Annotated in this window: 14 protein-coding genes; 10 read left to right on the top strand and 4 right to left on the bottom strand. The window is 67.9% G+C overall.

The genetic code is table 11. The annotated features are described in order from the left end of the window. Entirely contained in the window at window positions 1-3,462 is a 3,462-nt protein-coding gene (gene smc / locus ABNQ38_RS08770; protein WP_377807095.1) for a chromosome segregation protein SMC, read from the top strand. Window positions 3,463-3,492: 30 nt separating this feature from the next. On the opposite strand, the gene ABNQ38_RS08775 is transcribed toward smc, so the two are convergent. Together ABNQ38_RS08775 and ABNQ38_RS08780 are read right to left on the bottom strand one after the other, a co-directional pair. Further along, the gene (locus tag ABNQ38_RS08775; protein ID WP_377807096.1) at window positions 3,493-4,545 is read right to left on the bottom strand and encodes a hypothetical protein; all 1,053 of its coding nucleotides are present in this window, start codon (window positions 4,543-4,545) and stop codon (window positions 3,493-3,495) included. A 66-nt stretch (window positions 4,546-4,611) separates the two neighbouring features. Continuing rightward, the gene (locus ABNQ38_RS08780) at window positions 4,612-5,892 is read right to left on the bottom strand and encodes an NAD(P)/FAD-dependent oxidoreductase (RefSeq protein ID WP_377807097.1); all 1,281 of its coding nucleotides are present in this window, start codon (window positions 5,890-5,892) and stop codon (window positions 4,612-4,614) included. A 168-nt stretch (window positions 5,893-6,060) separates the two neighbouring features. Here ABNQ38_RS08780 and ABNQ38_RS08785 point away from each other — a divergent pair, with 168 nt between their 5' ends. The 9 genes from ABNQ38_RS08785 (at window position 6,061) to ABNQ38_RS08825 (ending at window position 19,760) form a co-directional block, all read left to right on the top strand. Then, on the top strand, window positions 6,061-7,404 hold the full coding sequence (locus ABNQ38_RS08785; protein WP_377807098.1) for a glutamine synthetase family protein: 1,344 nt from the start codon (window positions 6,061-6,063) through the stop codon (window positions 7,402-7,404). 647 nt (window positions 7,405-8,051) lie between these two features. Then, entirely contained in the window at window positions 8,052-10,940 is a 2,889-nt protein-coding gene (locus ABNQ38_RS08790) for a UbiA family prenyltransferase (protein ID WP_377807099.1), read from the top strand. Between the two features lie 41 nt (window positions 10,941-10,981). Next, window positions 10,982-11,356 carry an EamA family transporter gene (locus ABNQ38_RS08795; RefSeq protein ID WP_377807101.1) on the top strand — a complete coding sequence of 125 codons (375 nt, stop codon included), beginning with the start codon at window positions 10,982-10,984 and terminating at the stop codon, window positions 11,354-11,356. A gap of 692 nt (window positions 11,357-12,048) precedes the next feature. Then, entirely contained in the window at window positions 12,049-13,146 is a 1,098-nt protein-coding gene (locus tag ABNQ38_RS08800; protein ID WP_377807102.1) for an extracellular solute-binding protein, read from the top strand. A gap of 100 nt (window positions 13,147-13,246) precedes the next feature. After that, window positions 13,247-14,398: an ABC transporter ATP-binding protein gene (locus ABNQ38_RS08805; RefSeq protein WP_377807103.1), complete on the top strand. Its 1,152-nt coding sequence runs from the start codon at window positions 13,247-13,249 to the stop codon at window positions 14,396-14,398. After that, window positions 14,395-15,339 carry an ABC transporter permease subunit gene (locus ABNQ38_RS08810; RefSeq protein WP_377807104.1) on the top strand — a complete coding sequence of 315 codons (945 nt, stop codon included), beginning with the start codon at window positions 14,395-14,397 and terminating at the stop codon, window positions 15,337-15,339. The genes ABNQ38_RS08805 and ABNQ38_RS08810 overlap by 4 nt, the downstream gene beginning before the upstream one ends. Beyond that, window positions 15,336-16,169 (top strand): ABC transporter permease subunit, encoded by an 834-nt coding sequence (locus ABNQ38_RS08815; protein ID WP_098738030.1) that lies wholly within the window; start codon window positions 15,336-15,338, stop codon window positions 16,167-16,169. The genes ABNQ38_RS08810 and ABNQ38_RS08815 overlap by 4 nt, the downstream gene beginning before the upstream one ends. Window positions 16,170-16,766: 597 nt before the next feature. After that, window positions 16,767-17,753: an agmatine/peptidylarginine deiminase gene (locus tag ABNQ38_RS08820; protein WP_377807422.1), complete on the top strand. Its 987-nt coding sequence runs from the start codon at window positions 16,767-16,769 to the stop codon at window positions 17,751-17,753. Window positions 17,754-17,867: 114 nt separating this feature from the next. Then, window positions 17,868-19,760 (top strand): AI-2E family transporter, encoded by a 1,893-nt coding sequence (locus tag ABNQ38_RS08825; protein ID WP_377807105.1) that lies wholly within the window; start codon window positions 17,868-17,870, stop codon window positions 19,758-19,760. Here the strand turns inward: ABNQ38_RS08825 and ABNQ38_RS08830 are convergent. Both ABNQ38_RS08830 and ABNQ38_RS08835 read right to left on the bottom strand, forming a co-directional pair. Then, a complete protein-coding gene (locus ABNQ38_RS08830) occupies window positions 19,757-20,545 on the bottom strand; it encodes a GGDEF domain-containing protein (RefSeq protein ID WP_377807106.1) in 789 nt (262 codons plus the stop codon). The genes ABNQ38_RS08825 and ABNQ38_RS08830 overlap by 4 nt on opposite strands. Then, complete coding sequence (locus tag ABNQ38_RS08835) at window positions 20,542-21,495, bottom strand: sensor histidine kinase (protein WP_377807108.1); 954 nt, start codon at window positions 21,493-21,495, stop codon at window positions 20,542-20,544. Before ABNQ38_RS08835 ends, ABNQ38_RS08830 begins: the two co-directional genes overlap by 4 nt. Between the last annotated feature and the right edge of the window lie 17 nt (window positions 21,496-21,512).

Genomic DNA, 21,512 nt, shown 5'->3' on the forward strand with positions numbered 1-21,512 from the left:
GTGCAGTTCACGCGTCTCCGCCTGTCGGGCTTCAAGTCTTTCGTCGATGCCACCGATCTGGTCATCGAACCCGGCATGACCGGCATCGTCGGTCCCAACGGCTGCGGCAAGTCCAATCTGGTGGAGGCGCTGCGCTGGGTGATGGGCGAGACCTCGGCCAAGCGCATGCGCGGCGACGACATGGACGATGTCATCTTCGGCGGCACCTCCAGCCGGCCGGCGCGCAATCTGGGCGAAGTGACGCTGGCGGTCGACAACCGGTCGCGCACGGCGCCCGCCGGTTTCAACGAGCATGACGAGCTTGAGATCACCCGCCGGATCGAGCGCGGGTCCGGCTCCGACTACCGCATCAACGGCAAGCTGGTGCGGGCGCGCGACGTCCAGCTGCTGTTTGCCGACAATGCCTCAGGCGCCGGTTCGCCGGCCCTGGTCAGCCAGGGCAAGGTGGCGCAGATCATCTCCGCCAAGCCGCAGGACCGCCGCGCCCTGCTGGAGGAGGCCGCCGGCATCACCGGCCTGCATTCCCGCCGGCATGAGGCCGAGCTGCGGCTGAAGGCGGCGGAGACCAACCTGACCCGCCTCGACGACGTGATCGGGGCGATGGACACCCAGCTGCAAAGCCTGAAGAAGCAGGCGCGGCAGGCATCCCGCTACCGCAACCTGTCCGACCAGATCCGCAGGGCGGAGGCGGTTCTGTGGCATTTGCGCTGGCTCGCCGCCCAGGAGGAGCGCGCCCGCGCCCATGCCGCCTTCGAAGCATCCGAGGCCGAGGTGCGCGACCGCATGCTGGCGGTCAACCAGCTGGCCGCCCGCCGGACCGAGGCCGCCGCCGGCCTGCCCGCGAAGCGCCAGGACGAGGCGCGGGCCGCCTCCGCCCTGCAACGGCTGGTGATCGCCCGCGAACAGCTGGACGCCGAGGAGAAGCGCGTCGCCGACCAGCAGCGCGCGCTGGAGGCGCGGCTGCGCCAGATCGCCGGCGACCTCGGCCGCGAGGAGGCGCTGGCCGCCGATGCCGGCGACGCGCTGGCCCGGCTGATGGCCGAGCGCGACCGGCTGATCGAGGCGCAGGCCGACGAGGAGATGCTGGAGGACGCCGCCGGCGAGGCTCTGGCCGAAGCGCGCGAGCAGGTCGATGCGCTCGACCGCGAATTGACCCGGCTGACCGAGGCGGTCGCCACCGACGAGGCCCGCCGCGCCGCCACCCAGCGTCAGGCCGCCGAACTGGAGACCCGCGCGGCCGGCCTCGCCAAGCGGCTGGCCGAGCAGCAGGCCCAGCGCGCGGCGCTGGAGGCGGAGATCGCCGCCCGCGCCGACCTGTCGGAGGCCGAACTGGCGGTCGAACTGGCGGAACAGCGGCTGGAGCAGGCCCGCGACGCCGCCGAAGCCGCCGAACAGGCGAAGGCGGAGGCCGAACCGGCCCAGTCCCGCGCCCGCGAGGCGCTGTCCGCCGCCGACAGCGCCCGCGCCCGGCTGCGCGCCGAGGAACGCGCGCTGGCCGAACTGCTGGAGGCCGGTGCCGGCGGGCAGTTCCCGCCGCTGGTCGATGCGGTGACGGTGTCGCCCGGCTATGAGGGGGCGCTGGCCGCCGCGCTCGGCGATGCGCTGACCGCGCCACTGGACACGGCGGCGCCGGTGCATTGGCGCATGCTTCCCGCCTATGAGGCGGCAGCGCCGCTGCCGGCCGGCGCCGTGCCGCTGTCGAACCATGTGCAGGGTCCGCCTGCCGCCGGCCGCGCGCTCGCCCACATCGCGGTGGTCGCCGACGCCGGCCATGGTGCGGCCCTGGCGGCGACGCTGGCACCCGGACAGGTGCTGGTCAGCCGCGACGGCGGGGCTTGGCGCTGGGACGGGCTGACCGTGCAGGCCGGCGCCCCGACCGCTGCCGCCATCCGCCTGAAGCAGCGCAACCGGCTGGCCGAACTGCGCGGCGAGCTGGAGCTTGCCGAGGAACAGGTCGAGCTGGCGCGCGAGGCGCTGGAGGCCGCCAAGCGGACGGTCGAGGAAGCGGCCCAGGCCGACCGCCGCGCCCGCGACGCCGTGCGCGACGGCTTCGCCGCGCTGAACGCCGCCCGCGACCGCCATGCCAAGCTGGCGCGCGAGGCCGACGCCGCATCCACCCGCCTCGCCGCGCTGGCGGAGGCGGTGGAACGGCTCGCCGCCGAGGAGGGCGAGGCCGCCGCCCGCCGCGACGAGGTGCTGGAACTGCTGGAGCAGCTGCCCGACCCGCGCGAAGGGCGGGAGCAGGTCAACGACCGGCGCACCGCCCTGGCCGAGCGCCGCGCCGTCCTGGCCGAGCGGCAGAACGCGCTGGACCGGCTGACCCGCGAGGCCCAGGCCCGGCGCCAGCGCCTTGCCGCCATCCAGTCGGAAACCGCCTCCTGGGACACCCGCTCCGCCGGGGCCGGCGGCCGCGTCGCCGAGCTGCGCCAGCGCGCCGCGGAGGCGGAGGGCGAGATCGCCCTGCAGGCCGGCCGCCCGGCCGAGATCGCGGCGGAGCGCCAGGAGCTTCTCGACCGCATCGCCCTGGCCGAGCGCGACCGCAAGCGCGCCGCCGATGCGCTGGCCGAGGCCGAATCCCGGCTGGCCGGGACCGAACAGGCGCTGCATGATGCCGAAGCGGCGCTGGCCGATGGGCGCGAGGCGCGCGCCCGCGCCGAAGCCGCGGTGTCCGCGGCGCTCCAGCAGGAACGCACCCTGACGGAGCGCATCGCCGAACGGCTGGACTGCCGGCCGGAGGACACCCGTGCCGCCGCCGACCTCGACCCTGCCGAACCGATGCCCGATGCGGGTGCGGTGGAAGCGCGGCTCGACAAGCTGACGCGCGAGCGCGAGAACATGGGACCGGTCAATTTGCGCGCGGAGATCGAGGCGGAGGAGCTGGACGCCCAGATCGGCGGCCTGAACGGCGAGCGCGAGGATCTGACCGCCGCCATCGCCCGCCTGCGCCAGGGCATTTCCAGTCTGAACCGCGAGGCGCGCGAGCGGCTGGTCGCCAGCTTCGACGTGGTCAACCGCGACTTCCAGGAGCTGTTCACCCGCCTGTTCGGCGGCGGCAAGGCCTATCTGGAGCTGGTCAACGCCGAGGACCCGCTGAATGCCGGGCTGGAGATCTACGCCAGCCCGCCGGGCAAGAAGCTACAGGTGCTCTCGCTGCTGTCGGGCGGCGAGCAGGCGCTGACGGCCTTGTCGCTGCTGTTCGCCGTCTTCCGGTCGAACCCGGCGCCGATCTGCGTGCTGGACGAGGTCGACGCCCCGCTGGACGAGGCGAATGTCGGCCGCTTCTGCGATCTGGTCGAGGACATCGCTCGGCAGGGCGACACCCGCTTCCTGATCATCACCCACCACCGCCTGACCATGGCCCGCGTCGACCGCCTGTTCGGCGTGACGATGGTGGAACGCGGCGTGTCGCAGCTGGTCAGCGTCGATCTGAGCCGGGCGGAGGAACTGCGGGGGGTGGCGTAAAGGAGGAGGGTCGGCGGTGGCCGCCCGCGCTCATCCCCCCCGCTTCCACACCGTCGTCTCGATGTAGCGGCTCGCCAGGAAGCGGTAGGTCTGCTTCTGCAACGCCTCCACCTTGGGCGAGCGCTCCATCGAGATGTCGTCCCAGCCGCGCAGCAAATCTTCCCACTCCAGCAGCTTGGCGCGCAGATCGTCGCGGATCTTGCGGATGAACTGGATGGTGGGATGGAAGTTGCGCAGCGCGCCGACGATGTCGCCGGTCTGGGCGTCGGCCTGATCGAAGATCATGTCGTATTCGCGCACCGGCTTACGGATCAGCCCCTGCATCCGGTTCAGCTCGCTGCAGAAGGTGCGGTCGGTGCGGTAGATGGTGGCGAGCTTGCCCATCGCCTGCTCGATGCGGCGGATGTGCCGGAAGCGGTCGCGCAGCGCCTCGATGTAGGACAGTTCCTGCGCCAGATCGTCGATGCGGTCGGTCAAATACTGTTCAGGATTGTTGGTCAGCTTCAGCCGCTCGGCGATCTTGGCGAAGGCCGCCTTCATCTTCTCGTGCGTCTGCGGATCGTCCAGCAGCTGCTCCAGCTGCGACTGGTCGGAAACGATGATCTCGTTGCCGGAGAAGGAGGAGACGATCTGCATGGTCAGCCGCCCCTTGGCAGCGATGCGGTGCTTGTCTTCCACCGACCAGGAGGCGCGGCCGTCCAGCAGCTCGCCGGGAATTTCCTCGCCCGGCCGGATCTGCTTCACGAAGGCCAGCCCCTGTTCGATGACCTCCAGCAGGCGGGCGTCGTGGGTGCCGTCCTCGATCTGGAAGGATTCCATCAGGGTGGGGAAGGCCAGCGCCACCTTCAGATCGCCCAGCAGCATGTTCAGCACGGGATCCTTGCTGTTCGGATCCTGGCAGAAGAAGGCGCCGGGCAGGCTGAAGACCTTGTGCTGGAAATCGAAATGCGTGTCCCGCATCGGTTGGACCAGGACATTCTCCTGCGCCGCCTTCTCGGCGATGGCAGCGTCTGGGGCGGCGTCCTTGCCCGGTGCGGCATCCGAAGAGGGAGGAGTCTCGTCGCTGCTGGAGATGTCGGTCATCGGAGGGGGCGATACTCGGCGGAGGAAGGAGGTGGATGGGGGAGGCCAATGGATTGCTTCCCCAGCCTACAGCAGATCGCGCAGACGGAACCACATCATTGCGAGGACCAGCGCCGGGGTGCGGAAGCGCCGTCCGCCGGGGAAGGGGGTGTGGGGGACGCGGGTGAACACGTCGAAGCGCCCGGCGGTGCCGCTCACCGTCTCCGCCATCAGCCGCCCGGCCATGCCGGCCAGCGCCACGCCATGGCCGGAATAGCCGTGGGCATAGAGCGTGGTGGGCGACAGCCGGCCCAGATGCGGCATGCGGTTCATGGTGATGGCGACCCGCCCGCCCCAGAAATAATCGACGCGGGCGTCCTTCAGATCCGGATAGATCGCCAGCATCTTCATCCGCATCGCCTGCTTCAGCCCCGGCCCGTCGACGCCCGAATAGCTGACGCCGCCGCCGAACAGCAGCCGGTGGTCGGCGGAGCGGCGGAAGTAATCCAGCGAGAACTTCATGTCCGACACCGCGATGTTGGTCGGCAGCAGGGTCCGCGCCCGCTCCTCGCCCAGCGGTTCGGTGGCGATCATGTAGGTCGCGACCGGCATGATGGTGCGGTCCAGCGCCGGGGCCAGCCCGCCGAGATAGGCGTTGCCGGCCAGGATCAGGTGCCTGGCCGTCACCCGCCCGCGCTCGGTGCGGACCCAGGGCTTTGCCCCGCTGTCCATGGCCAGCGCGCGGCTGTTCTCGAAGATGCGAACCCCGGCGGCATCGGCGGCGCGGGCGAGGCCCAGCGCGTAGTTCAGCGGGTGCAGGTGGCCGCTGCCCTCGTCCAGCAGGCCGCCGATGTAGGCGTCGCTGCCGACATGGGCGCGGATGCCGGCGCGGTCCAGCCGCTGCACCCGGTCATAGCCGTACCCGTCGCGCATCTCGCGTTCCAGCGCCGCCACATCCTGCATGTGGCGCGGCTTCAGCGCGGCATAGGCGAAGCCCCAGGTCAGGTCGCAGGCGATGGCGTGGCGTTCCACCCGCCCGGCCAGCTGGGCCTTCGCCTCCTCGCCGAACTCCCACAGGCGGCGGGCATCCTCCTTGCCGACCCAGCCCTCGATGGTCGCCATCGGCTTGTTGTAGCCGGTGATGATCTGTCCGCCGTTGCGGCCCGAAGCCCCCCAGCCGCACTGCTCCGCCTCCAGCAGAACGACGTCGAAGCCGCGCTCCGCCAGTTCCAGCGCCGCGGTCAGGCCGGTGTAGCCGCCGCCGACGATGCAGACGTCGCAGGCGGCCTCTCCTTCCAGGGAGGGGCGGTCTGCACGGGGAGCGGCGGAGGCCGCGTACCAGCTGTTCAGGTAGGAGGCTTTCGGCATGGCCGCAGTTAAGTCCGAGCCGACGGGGGAGGTCAACGGAAAGGCGGATATTTCACCGAACCGTCATGCGGAACCCTCTGGCGCGTTCCGCCGGAACGGCGTCATAGTGTCGCTGTCGTCCACAGCACGGAGGGGGCTGCCCATAGTCCGGAGCGGTCCGCCATACCCATGGGTTTTATGGAAGACTTCATCAAGAAGAACCGCATTACCGAAGTCGAATGTCTTGTGCCCGACATGTCGGGCATCGCGCGGGGAAAGATCGTTCCCGCCGAAAAATTCCTCCGCATCCTGCGCGACCGCGGCCTGCGCCTGCCCGAGGCGATCTTCGTCCAGACCGTGACCGGTGAATTCCCCGACGACGAAGACATCACCTCGGACGAGAATTCCGACATCTACATGATTCCGGACGAACGGACGATCCGCTTCGTCCCCTGGTACAATGAGCCGACGGCCCAGGTCATCACCGACTGCGTCTATGCCGACGGCCGGCCGGTGGACGTGTCGCCCCGCCATGTGCTGAAGCGCGTGCTGTCGCTCTACGAGGAGCGCGGCTGGAAGCCGCTGGTGGCGCCGGAGCTGGAGTTCTTCCTGGTCCAGGTCAACAAGGACCCCGATTACCCGCTGGTGCCGCCGGTCGGGCGCAACGGCCGGATGGAGAGCGGGCGGCAGGCCTTCGGCATCGACGCCGTCAACGAATTCGACCCGATCTTCGAGGCGGTCTATGATTTCTGCGAGAAGCAGGACATCGACATCGACACGCTGACCCACGAGGCCGGCGCCGCCCAGATCGAGATCAACTTCAACCACGGCGACGCGCTGGAACTGGCCGACCAGGCCTTCCTGTTCAAGCGCACGGCGCGCGAGGCGGCGATCCGCCACCAGATCTACGCCACCTTTATGGCGAAGCCGATGCAGGGCGAACCCGGCAGCGCCATGCACATCCACCAGTCGGTGGTGGATACCGTCAACGGCCGCAACCTGTTCTCCAACCCCGACGGCACCGACAGCGACCTGTTCATGGCGCACATCGCCGGGTTGCAGAAATACCTGCCCTACGTGATGCCGCTGCTGGCGCCCAACGTCAACAGCTACCGCCGGCTGGTGCCGAACTCCGATGCGCCGATCAACGTGCATTGGGGCCGCGACAACCGCACCACCGGCCTGCGCGTTCCCGTCTCCCAGCCCGACGCCCGCCGGGTGGAGAACCGGGTGGCCGGCGCCGACGCCAACCCCTATCTCGCCATCGCCGCATCGCTCGCCTGCGGCTATGTCGGCATGACCCAGGGGCTGGAGCCGAACGACCCGATCAAGGGATCGGCCTACCGCCTCGCCTTCACCCTGCCGCGCCACCAGTCGGAAGCGCTGACCAAGTTCAACGCCTGCAAGCCGCTGAAGGAAATCCTCGGCGAGCGCTTCATCGACGCCGTCACCTGCGTGAAGCAGACGGAATATGAGGCCTACAACCGGGTCATCAGCTCGTGGGAGCGGGAAAACCTGCTGCTGAACGTCTGATTGGACTCCAGGGTAACGAGCTAAGGGGCTGCCGGCGGGGACATCCACCGGCAGCCCCTTTACGTTTTTGGTTCCCTGCTCCTGCGCCGCTCCCGCTCGACGGCGTCCGTCCGCTCCGTAGCGGGTCGCGCCGGCGGACTCGCCATTCGTGTGCCGTTCCGCCCCGGACATTCGAAAGTTCGGCCCGAAAGCCCGTCCCGTCCGCGCCCTCCACCGCCCGTCCTACCCCGAGCGGTGCGATCCCTCTCGCCGGCCGGGCGCCGGGCGCGGTGCTCTGCCACCGCCGTGCAGCCCGATTTTGGCGGACACGCTTAAAAACGCAAGGCCGCCGTTCATCCCTTTATGGCCGGCGGCACACGTAATCGAAGACTTTCAAAGCAAAACCGCAGTGTATTTTCGACCCTGTGAGGAGAGGCAGGGGAAGATGCGGTCGCCATGCGGCGGATTGGCGCCGGTTGGGCGCTGCAGCACTTTGTTATCTCCTTTGAAAATAGTCAAGGCACGGAGCCGTAGCTTCCGCGGACATGGCATTCCCGCCGCCGCGGCACGCCTTCGATTGTCCTGGCCGATTGTCCCGCCCGGGCGGGTGAGCCGGAGCCGGGGCCGTGTCGCGACAAAAGTGATGGGCAACCGATGGATGGCCAAGCATGAGCATGCAACCTGCGATCCCGTCCCTTCGAACAGGCCTGCGAAGCGTTGGCTGGGTTCAGCGCAGCGTCATCCTGGCGTCGCTGTTCATCGTGCTGACGACCGGGCTGCTGGGGCTGGCGCTGCACCGTGGCGGCCATGCCAGCAACCTGACCGACATCCAGAACCTGTTCGTGCTGGAGAACCCCGACCTGATCCCGGTCGACAGCTGGGACCCGATGATCGCCGCGCTCGACTGGCTGCATGAACGGCCGGGCGAGAATGTCTATGACGGCGTGTTCTTCAAGCAACACATCAAGTTCCAGTATCCGGTGACCTCGCTGCTGCCGCTGGAGGCGATGAAGGCGCTGGGGGTGCTAAACCTCGTGGCGTTCGAGCGGGTCAACCTGCTGTTCGTGCTGGCGACTGCGGCCGGCATGGCGATCCTGGTGCTGGAGATGGCGGCGCGGCTGCGCCTGCCCGGCGCGCGGGACGACCGGCTGACTCAGGTGCTGCTGGGCGGCTTCGGCTTCGTTGCCACCCTGTGCTTCTATCCGGTGCTGAAGGCCTTCTCGCTGGGGCAGGTGCAGGTCTGGCTCAACGCCGCCTTCGTCTTCGCCTGCATCGCCCTGCTGCGCGACCGGCGGGTGCTGTGCGGAGCCCTGCTCGGCGCATCGACCCTGATGAAGCCGCAGATGTCGCTGTTCCTCGCCTGGGCGGCGCTCCGCGGCGACTGGCGGATGGCGGCGGGCTGGGCGGCGATCGTGGTGCCGGGCGTGGCGCTGGCGACCTTGTTCTACGGCTTTGCGCCGATGATCGATTACCTCGATGTCCTGCTGTTCATCGGCCGCCACGGCGAGAGCTATCACGTCAACCAGACCGTCAACGGGCTGGTCAACCGCCTGCTGCACAACGGCAACAATCTGGAGTGGTCGGCGGAGGCCTTCGCCCCCTATCACCCGGCGGTCCATATCGCCACGCAGGTTTCCGGCCTCGCCTTCGTCGGCTTCGGCCTGCTGTGGCGGCGGCGCGACCGCGGGGCCGAGCGGATCCTGGCCTTCGTCGTCGCCGGCATCTGCTTCACCGTCGGTTCGCCGGTCGCCTGGGTGCATCATTACGGCATCCTGCTGCCGGCCTTCGCGCTCGCCTTCCTGATGCTGCTGGAGCCCGGGCTGCGGCGCCCGGCCGGGGCGGCCGCACTGCTGGCGGTGGCCTATTTCCTGGCCGGCAACGTCCTGTTCTGGCCGGTCAACGCACTGGCTGACACCCCGCTGAACGTCCTGCAATCCTACCTGTTATTCGCCACCCTGATGCTGCTGGGCCTGATCCCGGTGCTGGCCGGCCGGCACGACCGTGCCGCCGCGGCCCTGTGGGGCGACCTGGGAACGGCCGGGCGCGGCCATGCTCCAACGGCGGAGGAGGCCGCGCCGTCCGTCGTCGCGCTCCCGCGTGCCGCTGCCGAGACGCCGGTCCCGCCCCCCGCCGCCGAGGAGCCGCCGCTGTTCGTCGATCTCGACGGCACGCTGCTGAGGACCGACCTTCTCTATGAGTCCCTGTTCGGCCTTATAAAGGCGCAGCCCTGGGCGGCGCTGCTGGTGCCGGTCTGGCTGGCCGGCGGCAAGGCGCGGCTGAAGGCGGAGCTGGCCCGCCGGGTGGAGATCGACCCGGCCGGCCTGATCTACAACCCCGCCGTCCTGCAACGGCTGGAGGCGGAGCGCAAGAGCGGCCGGCGGCTGGTGCTGGCGACCGCCGCCCACCACCGCTATGCCGACGCCATCGCCCGTCACCTTGGCCTGTTCGATCAGGTGCTGTCCAGCAGCGACGGGCTGAACCTGAAGAGCGAGCGCAAGCTGGAAGCCATCCGGGCGCAGGTGCCGTCCGGCATCTTCGACTACATGGGCAATGACGAGGCCGATTATGCCGTCTGGCGCGCCGCCCGCCGCGGCATCGCGGTGGACGCCGCGGCCGGGGTGGTTCGCCACGCCGCCACCCTGTGCCCGCTGGAAACCATTGCCACTCCGCGCCGGCCGCGCCTGCTGCTGATCCTGAAGGCGCTGCGCCTGCACCAGTGGCTGAAGAACCTGCTGGTCTTCGTGCCGCTGGTGGCCGGCCAGAAGCTGGGGGAGGTCGGGCCGACCCTCCAGGCCATTGCCGCCTTCTTCGCCTTCGGGCTGTGCGCGTCGAGCATCTATGTGCTGAATGACCTGCTGGACCTGCCGGCCGACCGCCGCCACCCGCGCAAGCGCCGCCGTCCCTTCGCGGCCGGCGACCTGCCGCTCGACCTCGGCCTGTCGCTGATCCCCGGCCTGCTGCTGGCCAGCCTCGTCCTGTCGCTGGTGGCGCTGCCGCCGCTGTTCCTGGCGGCGCTGGCGACCTATGCCGCCTCGTCGCTGTTCTACAACCTGTTCGCCAAGAACCGGGTGATCTGGGACGTGATGCTGCTGGCCGGGCTCTATTCGCTGCGGGTGCTGGGCGGCGCCACGGCGACGGCCATCGTCCCATCCTTCTGGCTGCTCGCCTTCTCGATGTTCCTGTTCCTCAGCCTCGCCATGGTGAAGCGCTATTCGGAAATGGACAGCATGCTGAAGCTCGGGCTGGGGCAGGCGGAGGGCAGGGGCTATGTGACCGCCGACATGCCGGTGCTGCAATCCATCGGCGTGTCGGCCGGCTTCCTCTCGGTGCTGGTGATGGCGCTCTACATCAACAGCCCGGAGGTTGGGCGCGTCTATGACCAGCCGCAGGCGCTGTGGATCATCTGTCCGCTGCTGCTCTTCTGGATCGGGCGGGTGTGGCTGCAAACCCACCGTGGGCTGATGCATGACGACCCGGTGGTGTTCGCCGCCCGCGACAAGTGGAGCATCGCCATCGGGCTGGTCTGCGGCGTCGCGCTGATCCTCGGTCGGGCGTGAGTCGTCACCCTCCATCCTTCCGTCATCCTTCCGGAGTCGCCATGCCAATCGCCGTCGTCGGACTGATCCTGCTGAGCGTCACCCTGTCCGCCATCGCGCAGATTTCCCTGAAGATCGGCATGTCCAGCCCCGCGGTGTCGACCGCGCTGGCAGGGGGCGGGGCGGGGCGGATCGCCCTGTCGGTGGTCGCCACGCCGCACATCCTGACCGGTCTGGCCTGCTACGGGCTGGGCATGGTGGTGTGGTTGGCGGTCCTGGCGAAGGTCGACGTTTCCATGGCCTATCCCTTCGTCGGGCTGGGCTTCCTGGTCACGCTGGCGCTCGGCATGCTGCTGCTGGGGGAGACCATCAGCATGACCCGCCTGATCGGCACGCTGCTGGTGGTGCTGGGCGTGGTGCTGACGGCGCAGAGTTAAGGCGCCGTAAACCAAGCCATAGAGCCGGCTGCAAAACAGGAAGGCGTCGTGACAATAGTCGCGGCGCCTTCTTTTGCATTGCACCAATATCCTTGGCACGCGACTGTCTGTATGCCATTGAATACCATGATATGATGACGAGTTTCGTCACAGTATCTTTCAATTTGAAAATGGAATGACACGATTCGGGTATTGACCGGAAAAGAATGGTGGGTATAACTGACGGCATATTCGCGAGCACAAATACCAGGGCACGCAATTTTAAAGACGGGCGACCCGGGTTCCGGCCAGCAGGCCGTTATCTGGGGAAAGGGTTTCCTTTGCCGGCCGCGACACGCCCTTGCGGGTTCTCCGGAACCCCTGGGGTCGCGGCCGGTCGCCATTTGCCAGCCCCAGGGCCCGGAGGGGCGGCCGCGCCGCCCGGTGGCCAATTCTCCGGTGGCGATTCGCAGCGTTGGAGCCGGGTCTTCGCCCCGACCGGCCCGCTGCGACATTCGGTGTGTAGACGATTGATTGTGCATGGCTTCGCGGAGATGGCCGTCGCCTGCAAACCAGTCCCGCAAACCAGCCTCCGACCACGACCCAAACCGTTGACAACATGCCCGGGCGTGGGTGCAATAGCGCCCGCGAGCCGGGCCAGCCGTTGGGATGTGGCGGTGCCCGCAACACACACGAACAGGTCGGGGCAAATCATGAAAAAAATCGCTCTCAGCCTCATCGGCGCGGTCGCCGCGATCGCCATTGCCGGCCCGGCGATGGCCCAGGCCAAGAAGCCGGTCAACATCTACATCTGGAACGATTATCTGGGTGAAACGACCCTCGCCGACTTCACCAAGGCCACGGGCGCTGAGACGAAGGTCGACCTGTACGACAGCCTGGAACTGCTGGAGCAGAAGGTGCTCGTCGGCAAGTCCGGCTATGACGTGATCGTGCCGACCGCGGAGCCGACCCTGTCGCGCCTGATCCAGGCCAAGGTCGTGGGCCCGCTCGACAAGTCGAAGATCCCCAACTACAAGAACCTCGACCCGAAGGTCCTGAAGCTGCTGGAGAATTCGGATCCCGGCAACAAGTACGCCGTGCCCTATCTCGGCGGCACCGTCGGCATCGCAATTATCCCGGAAAAGATTAAGGCCGTCGCCCCCGACGTGGCGCTCGACAGCTGGGACCTGATCTTCAAGCCGGAAGTGGCGAAGAAGGTTGCGGCCTGCGGCATCACCGTGATGGATTCGGCCATCGACGTCATCCCGTCGGTGCTGAACTATCTCGGCCTCGACCCGAACTCCGAGAAGAAGGAGGATCTGGACAAGGTCGAGAAGACGCTGATGGCGGTCCGCCCCTACATCAAGCGCTTCGTCACGGGTGAGAACATCAACATCCTCGCCGGCGGCGACGCCTGCGTCGTGATGGCCTACAACGGCGACGCCATCCAGGGCGCCGCCCGCGCCGCCGAGGCCAAGAGCGCCAAGGTCGAATACGTCACGCCGAAGGAAGGCGTGCAGGTCTGGTGGGACACGCTGGCGGTTCCGGCCGACGCGCCGAACAAGGACGGCGCCTACGAGTACATCAACTTCGTGCTCGACCCGGCCAACATGGCGAACATCTCCAACAAGGTCAGCTACGCCAACGCGGTGCCGGCCTCGCTGGCGACGGTCGCCGACGACATCAAGTCGAACCCCGGCATCTTCCTGCCGGCCGACAGCAAGCTGAAGCTGTTCTCGCTGAAGCAGATCAAGCAGGCCACCGACCGCGCCCGCACCCGCGTGTGGACCAAGGTCAAGACCGGCAAGTAAGCCGGGCCCCCTTAAGAAGCGCCCCCATAGCGCTGGCCCGCCCCGGCCGATCCCCAGCGATGGGGAGCGGCCGGGGCGTTGTCATGAAAGAGGAAACCGGATGGCCGGTCAGCCGATTCGCAAGCCCACCCGCCTGGAACCGTGGCAGGACGCGGGCCAGACTCCCTATGTCCGCATCGAGAAGGTGACGAAGACCTTCGGCGATTTCGTCGCCGTGGACGAGGTCAGCCTGTCGATCTACCGCAACGAGTTCTTTGCCCTGCTGGGCGGCTCCGGCTCGGGCAAGACGACGCTGCTGCGCATGCTGGCGGGGTTCGAACAGCCGACCGAGGGCAAGATCTACATCGACGGCGTCGACATGGCCGGCATCCCGCCTTATGAGCGGCCGGTCAACATGATGTTCCAGTCCTACGCTCTGTTCCCGCACATGACGGTGGAGCAGAACGTCGCCTTCGGCCTGAAGCAGGACGGGGTGGCGAAGGCGGAGATCCGCGACCGCGTGACCGAGATGCTGGGGATGGTCCAGCTCTCGGCCTTCGGCAAGCGCCGCCCGCACCAGCTGTCCGGCGGCCAGCGCCAGCGCGTGGCGCTCGCCCGCTCGCTGGTCAAGCGGCCGAAGCTGCTGCTGCTGGACGAGCCGTTGGGCGCGCTCGACAAGAAGCTGCGCGAGCGCACGCAGTTCGAGCTGGTCAACATCCAGGAAAAGCTGGGCGTCACCTTCATCGTCGTGACCCACGACCAAGAAGAGGCGATGACCATGTCCTCGCGCATCGCCGTGATGAACCACGGCGTGATTGCGCAGGTCGGCACGCCGACAGAGATCTACGAATACCCGCACAACCGGTTCGTGGCCGAGTTCATCGGCTCGATCAACATGTTCGACGGCCGCGTCGTCTCGACCGAAGGCGATCAGGTTCTGGTCGAGTCGGAGGAGGCCGGCTGCGAGCTGCTGATCGCTCATGCCACCCCGGCGCCGGCCGGCTCGCCCGTCTCCGTCGCCATCCGGCCGGAGAAGATCGCCCTGTCGAAGGAGCCGCCGGCGGGTAGTGACGGCAGGAACACGAGCATCGGCATCGTGCGCGAGATCGCCTATCTCGGCGACGTGTCGATCTATCTGGTGCAACTGCCGACCGGCAAGACGGTGCGCGTCACCGCCCCCAACATCACCCGCCGCACCGAAATGCCGATCACCTGGGAGGACGAGGTGACCCTGACCTGGCGTCCCTTCGCCGGCGTGGTGTTGACCCAATGAGGACGGTCGTCTCCGTCCTCGTTTCCGGGCTCAGCCGGATCGGGCTGTGGGGCCGCGGCGTGGTCGTCGCCATCCCCTATCTGTGGCTGCTGCTGTTCTTCATGGTGCCCTTCCTGATCGTCTTCGGCATCAGCTTCTCCGAATCGATCATCGCCCAGCCGCCCTATTCGTCGCTGGTGGACTGGTTGACCGACGAGGACGCCGGCACCTCCAAGCTGCAGATCCTGCTGAACATCAGCAACTATTTCCGGCTGGGCGGGGACGACCTCTACATCCTCGCCTACCTGAATTCGCTGCGCATCGCGGCGGTGACCACGCTGATGTGCCTCGCCATCGGCTATCCCATGGCCTATGCCATCGCCAAGGCCGATCCGGCCCGGCGCGGGCCGCTGATGATGCTGGTGATCCTGCCCTTCTGGACCAGCTTCCTGATCCGCATCTATGCCTGGATCGGCATCCTCAAGGGCAATGGCGTCATCAGCAATCTGCTGGAATGGGTGGGCATCACCAGCGGGCCGGTGGAGATCCTCTATTCCGACTGGGCCGTCTATATCGGCATGACCTACTGCTATCTGCCCTTCATGGTCCTGCCGCTCTATTCGACGCTGGAGAAGATGGACCCCAGCCTGCTGGAGGCGGCGGCCGACCTCGGCTCCCGTCCGTTCAAGTCCTTCCTATCGATCACGCTGCCGCTGTCGCTGCCCGGCATCATTGCCGGCTCGCTGCTGGTCTTCATTCCGGCGGTGGGCGAGTTTGTGACGCCGGAGCTGCTGGGCGGCCCGGACACGCTGATGATCGGCCGCGTGCTGTGGAACGAGTTCTTCGCCAACCGCGACTGGCCGGTGGCGTCGGCGGTGGCCATCGCGCTGCTGCTGGTCCTGGTGGTGCCGATCATGATCTTCCAGCATGTTCAGGGCAAACAGGCGGAGGCCGGGCAATGAAACGGTTCGGGTTCCTGTCCTGGGCGCTGCTGTTCGGCTATGCCTTCCTCTATGTCCCCATCGCGCTGCTGGTCGTCTTCAGCTTCAACGAGTCGCGGCTGGTGACGGTGTGGAGCGGCTTTTCGACCAAATGGTATGCCGAGCTGCTCCACAACGATGCGCTGCTGGATGCGGCCTTCCTGTCCTTCCAGGTGGCGGCGGTGTCGGCGACGCTGTCGGTGCTGCTGGGCACCTGCGCCGGGCTGGCGCTGACCCGCTTCGGGCGGTTCCGCGGCCGTACCCTGTTCGGCGGCATGATCACCGCCCCGCTGGTCATGCCGGAGGTCATCACCGGCCTGTCGCTTCTGCTGCTGTTCGTGGCAATGGAGCAATGGCTGGGCTGGCCCGATGGGCGCGGCGTCACCACCATCACCATCGCCCACACCACCTTCACCATGTCCTATGTCGCCGTGGTCATCCAGTCGCGGCTGGCCGGCATGGACGGCAGCCTGGAAGAGGCGGCGATGGATCTGGGCGCCCGCCCGGCCAAGGTGTTCTTCGTCATCACCCTGCCGCTGATCGCCCCGGCGCTGGTGGCCGGCTGGCTGCTGGCCTTCACCCTGTCGCTGGACGACGTGGTGGTGGCGAGCTTCGTCTCCGGCCCCGGATCGACGACGCTGCCGATGGTGATCTTCTCCAGCGTGAAGTTCGGCATCAGCCCACAGATCAACGCGTTGGCAACGCTGATGGTTCTGGTGGTGGCGACCGGCATCTTCGTCGCCAGCATCGTCATGGCCCGCCAGGAACGGCAGCGCAAACGCGACGAACAGATGGCGATCCAGAACGGCTGATCCGGAGCGGCTGACCGGCTTTTTTGAAGCGTTCCGCAGACCCACCCATCCGCGCGCAGCAGACCTCTGCCGCCGCGGATGGCAATTGCCCGTTTCTTTTGCTATGTTGATGTCATCGTCAACAGCGAAAGAGGTCGTGCCATGCGCGCGCTCCTGTGGTTCCCTTTGTTGAGACTTGGATTTTTCAGTCCCGTTTCCACTGCCTATGCGACCACCCGTTCGGTCACCGCCCGCCGCGCCCTGCGCCCGCCGTCCGGCCTCTAGCCGGACCTCATGCCGGCTCCCTTTCCCGGCATGCCGACGCGACGTCCTTCCGCGTCTTTTTTAAAATCCCTTCGTCGCAAGGCCCCTCTGCACGACGCCCCTTGGCCATAAGGCCAAGCACCCGTTGCGGTGGACGCGATTGCCAAAGGCGCGCTCCCGTGGTTAGGGTGGATGGGGATGAAAAATGTCCCGGTCCCTTGCGGCCCGCCGAGCGTTGTTTCGGTGTTGTGGCTGCGACGGGCAGAGGACTTTGAAAAAGGGTAGAGGGATCGACGCATGACGACACCGAACGCCCCGATGCCGACGGGTGAAGGGACGGGTCAAGGCTTCCGCATGCCCGGTGAGTGGGCTCGCCACAGCGGATGCTGGATGGCATGGCCGTGCCGGCCGGAAACTTGGCCTGAGGGTGCCTTCGATGCCGCGTGCGACGCCTACGCCGAGGTCGCGCAGGCCATCTCCCGCTTCGAGCCGGTGACGATGGTGTGCGACCCGGCGGACGTGGCGGAAGCCTCGCTCGCCTGCGGCCCCGGCATCCAGATCCTGCCGCTGCCGATCAGCGATTCCTGGATTCGCGACACCGGCCCCAGCTTCGTCATCGACGGCAAGGGCGGGCTGGCCGGCGTCCATTGGGGCTTCAACGCCTGGGGCGGCAATTACCAGGGCAGCGACAAGGACCAGCAGGTCGGCCGCCTGATCCTCGACCATCTCAAGCTCCCCTGCATTTCCGCCCCGCTGGTGATGGAGGGCGGCTCCTTCCATGTCGACGGGGAGGGGACGCTGATCACCACCGAACAGTGCCTGCTGAACCCCAACCGCAATCCCGGCCTGTCGCGCGAGGAGATCGAGCAGCAGTTGAAGGACCATCTCGGCGTCGAGACGGTTATCTGGCTGGGGCAGGGCTATCAGGACGACGAGACCGACGGCCACATCGACGAGATTGCGCTGTTCGTGCGTCCCGGCGTGGTGATGGCGATCACCACCGACGATCCCGGCGACGCCAATTTCAAGATCTTCCAGGACAATCTCGACCGGCTGAAGCGCGCCCGCGACGCGAAGGGCCGCGAACTGGAGGTCATCACCATCCAGCAGCCCGCCCGCCGCGACCTGAACGGCGTGCGCCTGACCCTGTCCTACACCAACCTCTACATCGCCAACGGCGGCATCGTCATGCCGGCCTTCGAGGATCCGGCCGACGACGAGGCGTTCCGCGTCGTCCGCAAGGCCTTCCCCGACCGCGAGGTGGTGCAGATCGCAGCACTCGACATCGTCCGCGGCGGCGGCGGCATCCACTGCATCACCCAGCAGCAGCCGCTTCCCTGACGGGCCCAATCATCGTTTGGCGACCCTCGCCGCCGTGACGGGGCAGGCGAGGGAACGTGCCGGCGCGGCCGGTGTTCATGTCGGGCATTCTCCCTTCCGGAAAGCCCGACGATCATGGCCGAGGACACCGCCCGCCGGCTGCTGGCACGCCCAATTGCGGTGACGAAGGCCGCTCCTCCCGTCTCCACCCAGACGATCCTGCTGATCATCACGCTGATCGTGGTGACGCTGTATCTGGCGGCGGACATCCTGATGCCCATCGCACTGGCGGTGCTGCTCAGCTTCGTGCTGACGCCCATCGTCACCCGGCTGGAGCGCTGGCGTCTCGGCCGCGTGCCGTCGGTGCTGGCGGTGGTGGCGCTGCTGTTCCTCGGCATCATCGGTTTCGGTGCCGTGGTGGGCAGCCAGCTGGGCGATCTGGCCGACAATCTGCCGACCTACCAGCGCAACATCCACACCAAGATCGAGTCCCTGCGCAGTGCCACCGCATCGGCCGGCGACCGCGGCGCGCTGAAGCAGGCGACGGACGCATTCCGCGACCTGCAACAGGAGATCGAGCGCGCCACCGCCGGTGCCGCCCCAAACCAACTGCCCGGCGCCGGCCCGGCGCCGCAGGCCGGTGCGCCGGCGCACCGCGAACCGGTCCCGGTGCGCATCGACCAGTCAGATACCGGCGTCTTCGATCTGGTCAGCCGGGTGCTCGGCCCGGCGATGACGCCGATCGCCACCGCCGGCATGGTGCTGGTCTTCACCATCTTCATGCTGTTGCAGCGGGAGGATCTACGCGACCGCATGATCCGGCTGGTGGGCTCGGGCGATCTCAGCCGGACGACGGAGGCGATGAACGACGCCGGCGAGCGGGTCAGCCGCTATCTGCTGATGCAGGTGGTGGTGAATGTCACCTACGGGCTGCCCATCGGCGTCGGGCTCTGGCTGCTCGGCGTGCCGAACCCGCTGCTGTGGGGGTTGCTGGCGACGGTGCTGCGCTTCATCCCCTTCCTCGGGCCGGTGATCGCCTCGGCCTTTCCCATCCTGCTGTCCTTTGCGGTCGATACCGGCTGGACTCTGCCGCTGCTGTGCATCGCCCTGTTCGTGGCGGTGGAGCTGTTCTCCAACAATGTGGTGGAGCCCTGGCTCTATGGAACGGCGACCGGCTTGTCCTCGCTTGCCATCATCGTCGCGGCGGTGGTGTGGACGACGCTGTGGGGGCCGATCGGCCTCTTGCTGGCGACGCCGCTGACCGTCTGCCTCGTGGTGCTCGGCCGCCATGTGCCGCAGCTGCATTTCCTGGAGGTGATGCTCGGCGACCGCCCGGTCCTGCCCGACGAGGCGAAGATCTACCAGCGCCTGCTGGCCCGCGATCCGGTGGAGGCGACCGAGCTTGCCGAGGAGCGGCTCGGCAAATGCACTCCGGTGGAACTGGCCGACGGGCTTCTGCTGCCCGCCCTGTCGCTGGCCGAGCAGGAGCGCCAGCGCGGCTCCCTCAACCCGGACGGGCGGCAGGCGGTGGCCGAGGGCATGGCGGGCCTGCTGGATGAGCTGGCCGATGCGACGACGCCCGCCGACAATGCGCCGCGCGTGCTCTGCGTCGGAGCCCGCAACAATCTGGACGAGGCGGCGGCCGGGCTTCTCGCCTATCTGCTGGTGGGACGCGGCATCCATGCCGATGTCGTGCCCTGCGAGAAGGCATCGACCCGCGCCATCGCCAGCCTCGGCACCACGGGGGTGGATGCGGTGGTGCTGTCCTCGCTCAACCCGACGGCGCTTGGCCATTGCCGGCGGATGATGCGCCGCCTGCGGATGCATTTCGGTCCGCGCGTGCCGATCCTGCTCTGCCTGTGGAGCGCCCATCCGGAATCCGAGGTGCCGGAGCGGGCGAGTGCCGAGACCGACGCCAATCTGGTCGCCACTGGCATGGCCGGGGCGCTGGCGCAACTGGAGGAACTGAACATCGGTGCCACCCCGGTGCCAGACACGGTTACCGAAGCAGCGCCTTCCACGACTTAAGCGGCTGCCGCCCAGCGGTTGCGTCCGGCGCGCTTGGCGACGTAGAGCGCGTCGTCGGCCGCCTGGATGCAGGCGTCGGCGGTCTGCCCCTGGCGATAGGATGCAATGCCAAGGCTCAACGTCACCGTGATGCTGCTGTCCTGGTGGACGAAGGGATGATGGGCGATGAGCTGCCGCAGCTTTTCCGCGACCGTTTCGGCCTGGATCTGATCGCTGCCGGGCAACAGGATCAGGAATTCCTCTCCGCCCCAACGGGCGCACAGGTCGTGCAGGCGCAGGTTCCGGCGCAGCAGGCCGGCGGTCTCCACCAGCACATGGTCGCCGGCGGCATGGCCGAAGGCGTCGTTCACGTCCTTGAAATGGTCGATGTCCAGCATGATCAGGGCGAAGCCGCTGCCGTTGCGGCTGATGCGGCACAGCTCCGCCTCCAGCCGCTCGATCATCTGGCGGCGGTTCGGCAGATCGGTCAGCGGGTCGGTCTGCGATGCGGCGTGGAGCGTGCGCGCCATCTGGCGGGTGTCGGTCTGCATGCGGTCGCTGATCTTGGCGATCTTGGTCAGCTGCCGCATCAGCTTCATGTGGTCGTTGGCGAGCGCGCGGAACTCCTGCATCAGCGGATGGTCGGCATAATCCTCGTTCGCCGCGAGGCGGGCGACCCAATCCTGAAGCTTCTGTTCCTGCACCATCATGCCCATCGTTCCCCGCCGCAAGGCCCAGCGCCTGGGCAAGCCCGTTACCGTCGCGTCGCCGGAATTGCCGACCTCGGAGTCGGCAGTCCCTGTCATGACGACGTCTCCGGTACCGGAACCGCCGCCGAAGCTGCTGCCGGAGCCGCCGTGGGCGTCGTTGCCCGTGCGACCGGCAGCCGGACGGTGAAGGCCGAGCCCTGGCCCGGCTCGCTCGCCACCGAGATGCCGCCGCCGTGGGTATCCACGATGCAGCGGGCAAGGTGGAGGCCAAGCCCGGCCCCGGTCGTCCCCGCCGCGTTGGACGCACGGAAATACTTGTCGAACAGCCGAGCCGCGTCGGCGGCGTTGACGCCGATCCCCTGGTCCGCGATCCGCACCGTGACCTGACCGCCAGGGCCTCCACAGGGGCTGCCGGCGGCGCCGTCGCCGACCGAGAGGTCGAGGCGGATCGTGCCCCCGTTCGGCGAGTACTTGACAGCGTTTTCCATCAGGTTGGAAAACACAACGGCCAAAAGGTCGCGGTCGCCGGGAATCGGCACCGGACGGTCGAGGCCGTGAAGTTCGAAGCGGTGGCCGGTGGCGGTCCCTGCCATCTCGCCCGCCAGCGCGGTCAGCATCGCCGCAAGGTCGAAGGCCACCGGCCGTGCCGCCGCGGTGCCCAGCCGGTCGTTGGTCAGGCAGCGTTCGATCAGGTGCAGCATCCGCTGGACCGCGTTGCGAATCTTGCCGACCCGCGGCATCGCCGAAACCGGCAGCTTCGGCTCCAGCTCCAGCATTTGCGAGGCGCTGTCGATGATCGCCAGCGGCGTGCGGAATTCGTGGCTGACCATCAGCACGAACTGCCGCTGCTGGCGCGCCATCTCCTTGGTCTCGGTCTGGAGACGGTCACTGATCTTGGCGATCTTGCGGAACTGGCGCAAAAGCTTGCCGTGCCGCTCCGCCAGCGTCTGGAATTCCGCCAGCAGCGGGTTGCCGGCATTGGCCGGATCCTCGGCCAGCCGCTGAACCCACTGACGCAGTTCCTGTTCCTGCGACCGCATCGTCATCCCGGATGTTCAGTGTG

The sequence above is a fragment of the Azospirillum sp. A29 genome, assembly GCF_042604625.1.
GTDB lineage: Bacteria > Pseudomonadota > Alphaproteobacteria > Azospirillales > Azospirillaceae > Azospirillum > Azospirillum palustre.

What these genes read in the sequence shown, in the direction of transcription:
- ABNQ38_RS08825 (WP_377807105.1), top strand. Translation starts at nt 17,868, where the DNA reads ATGGCCGAGGACACCGCCCGCCGGCTGCTGGCACGCCCAATTGCGGTG.
- ABNQ38_RS08795 (WP_377807101.1), top strand. Translation starts at nt 10,982, where the DNA reads ATGCCAATCGCCGTCGTCGGACTGATCCTGCTGAGCGTCACCCTGTCC.
- ABNQ38_RS08815 (WP_098738030.1), top strand. Translation starts at nt 15,336, where the DNA reads ATGAAACGGTTCGGGTTCCTGTCCTGGGCGCTGCTGTTCGGCTATGCC.
- ABNQ38_RS08800 (WP_377807102.1), top strand. Translation starts at nt 12,049, where the DNA reads ATGAAAAAAATCGCTCTCAGCCTCATCGGCGCGGTCGCCGCGATCGCC.
- ABNQ38_RS08810 (WP_377807104.1), top strand. Translation starts at nt 14,395, where the DNA reads ATGAGGACGGTCGTCTCCGTCCTCGTTTCCGGGCTCAGCCGGATCGGG.
- ABNQ38_RS08790 (WP_377807099.1), top strand. Translation starts at nt 8,052, where the DNA reads ATGAGCATGCAACCTGCGATCCCGTCCCTTCGAACAGGCCTGCGAAGC.
- ABNQ38_RS08805 (WP_377807103.1), top strand. Translation starts at nt 13,247, where the DNA reads ATGGCCGGTCAGCCGATTCGCAAGCCCACCCGCCTGGAACCGTGGCAG.
- ABNQ38_RS08775 (WP_377807096.1), bottom strand. Translation starts at nt 4,545, where the DNA reads ATGACCGACATCTCCAGCAGCGACGAGACTCCTCCCTCTTCGGATGCC.
- ABNQ38_RS08820 (WP_377807422.1), top strand. Translation starts at nt 16,767, where the DNA reads ATGCCCGGTGAGTGGGCTCGCCACAGCGGATGCTGGATGGCATGGCCG.
- ABNQ38_RS08830 (WP_377807106.1), bottom strand. Translation starts at nt 20,545, where the DNA reads ATGACAGGGACTGCCGACTCCGAGGTCGGCAATTCCGGCGACGCGACG.
- ABNQ38_RS08835 (WP_377807108.1), bottom strand. Translation starts at nt 21,495, where the DNA reads ATGACGATGCGGTCGCAGGAACAGGAACTGCGTCAGTGGGTTCAGCGG.
- ABNQ38_RS08780 (WP_377807097.1), bottom strand. Translation starts at nt 5,892, where the DNA reads ATGCCGAAAGCCTCCTACCTGAACAGCTGGTACGCGGCCTCCGCCGCT.
- ABNQ38_RS08785 (WP_377807098.1), top strand. Translation starts at nt 6,061, where the DNA reads ATGGGTTTTATGGAAGACTTCATCAAGAAGAACCGCATTACCGAAGTC.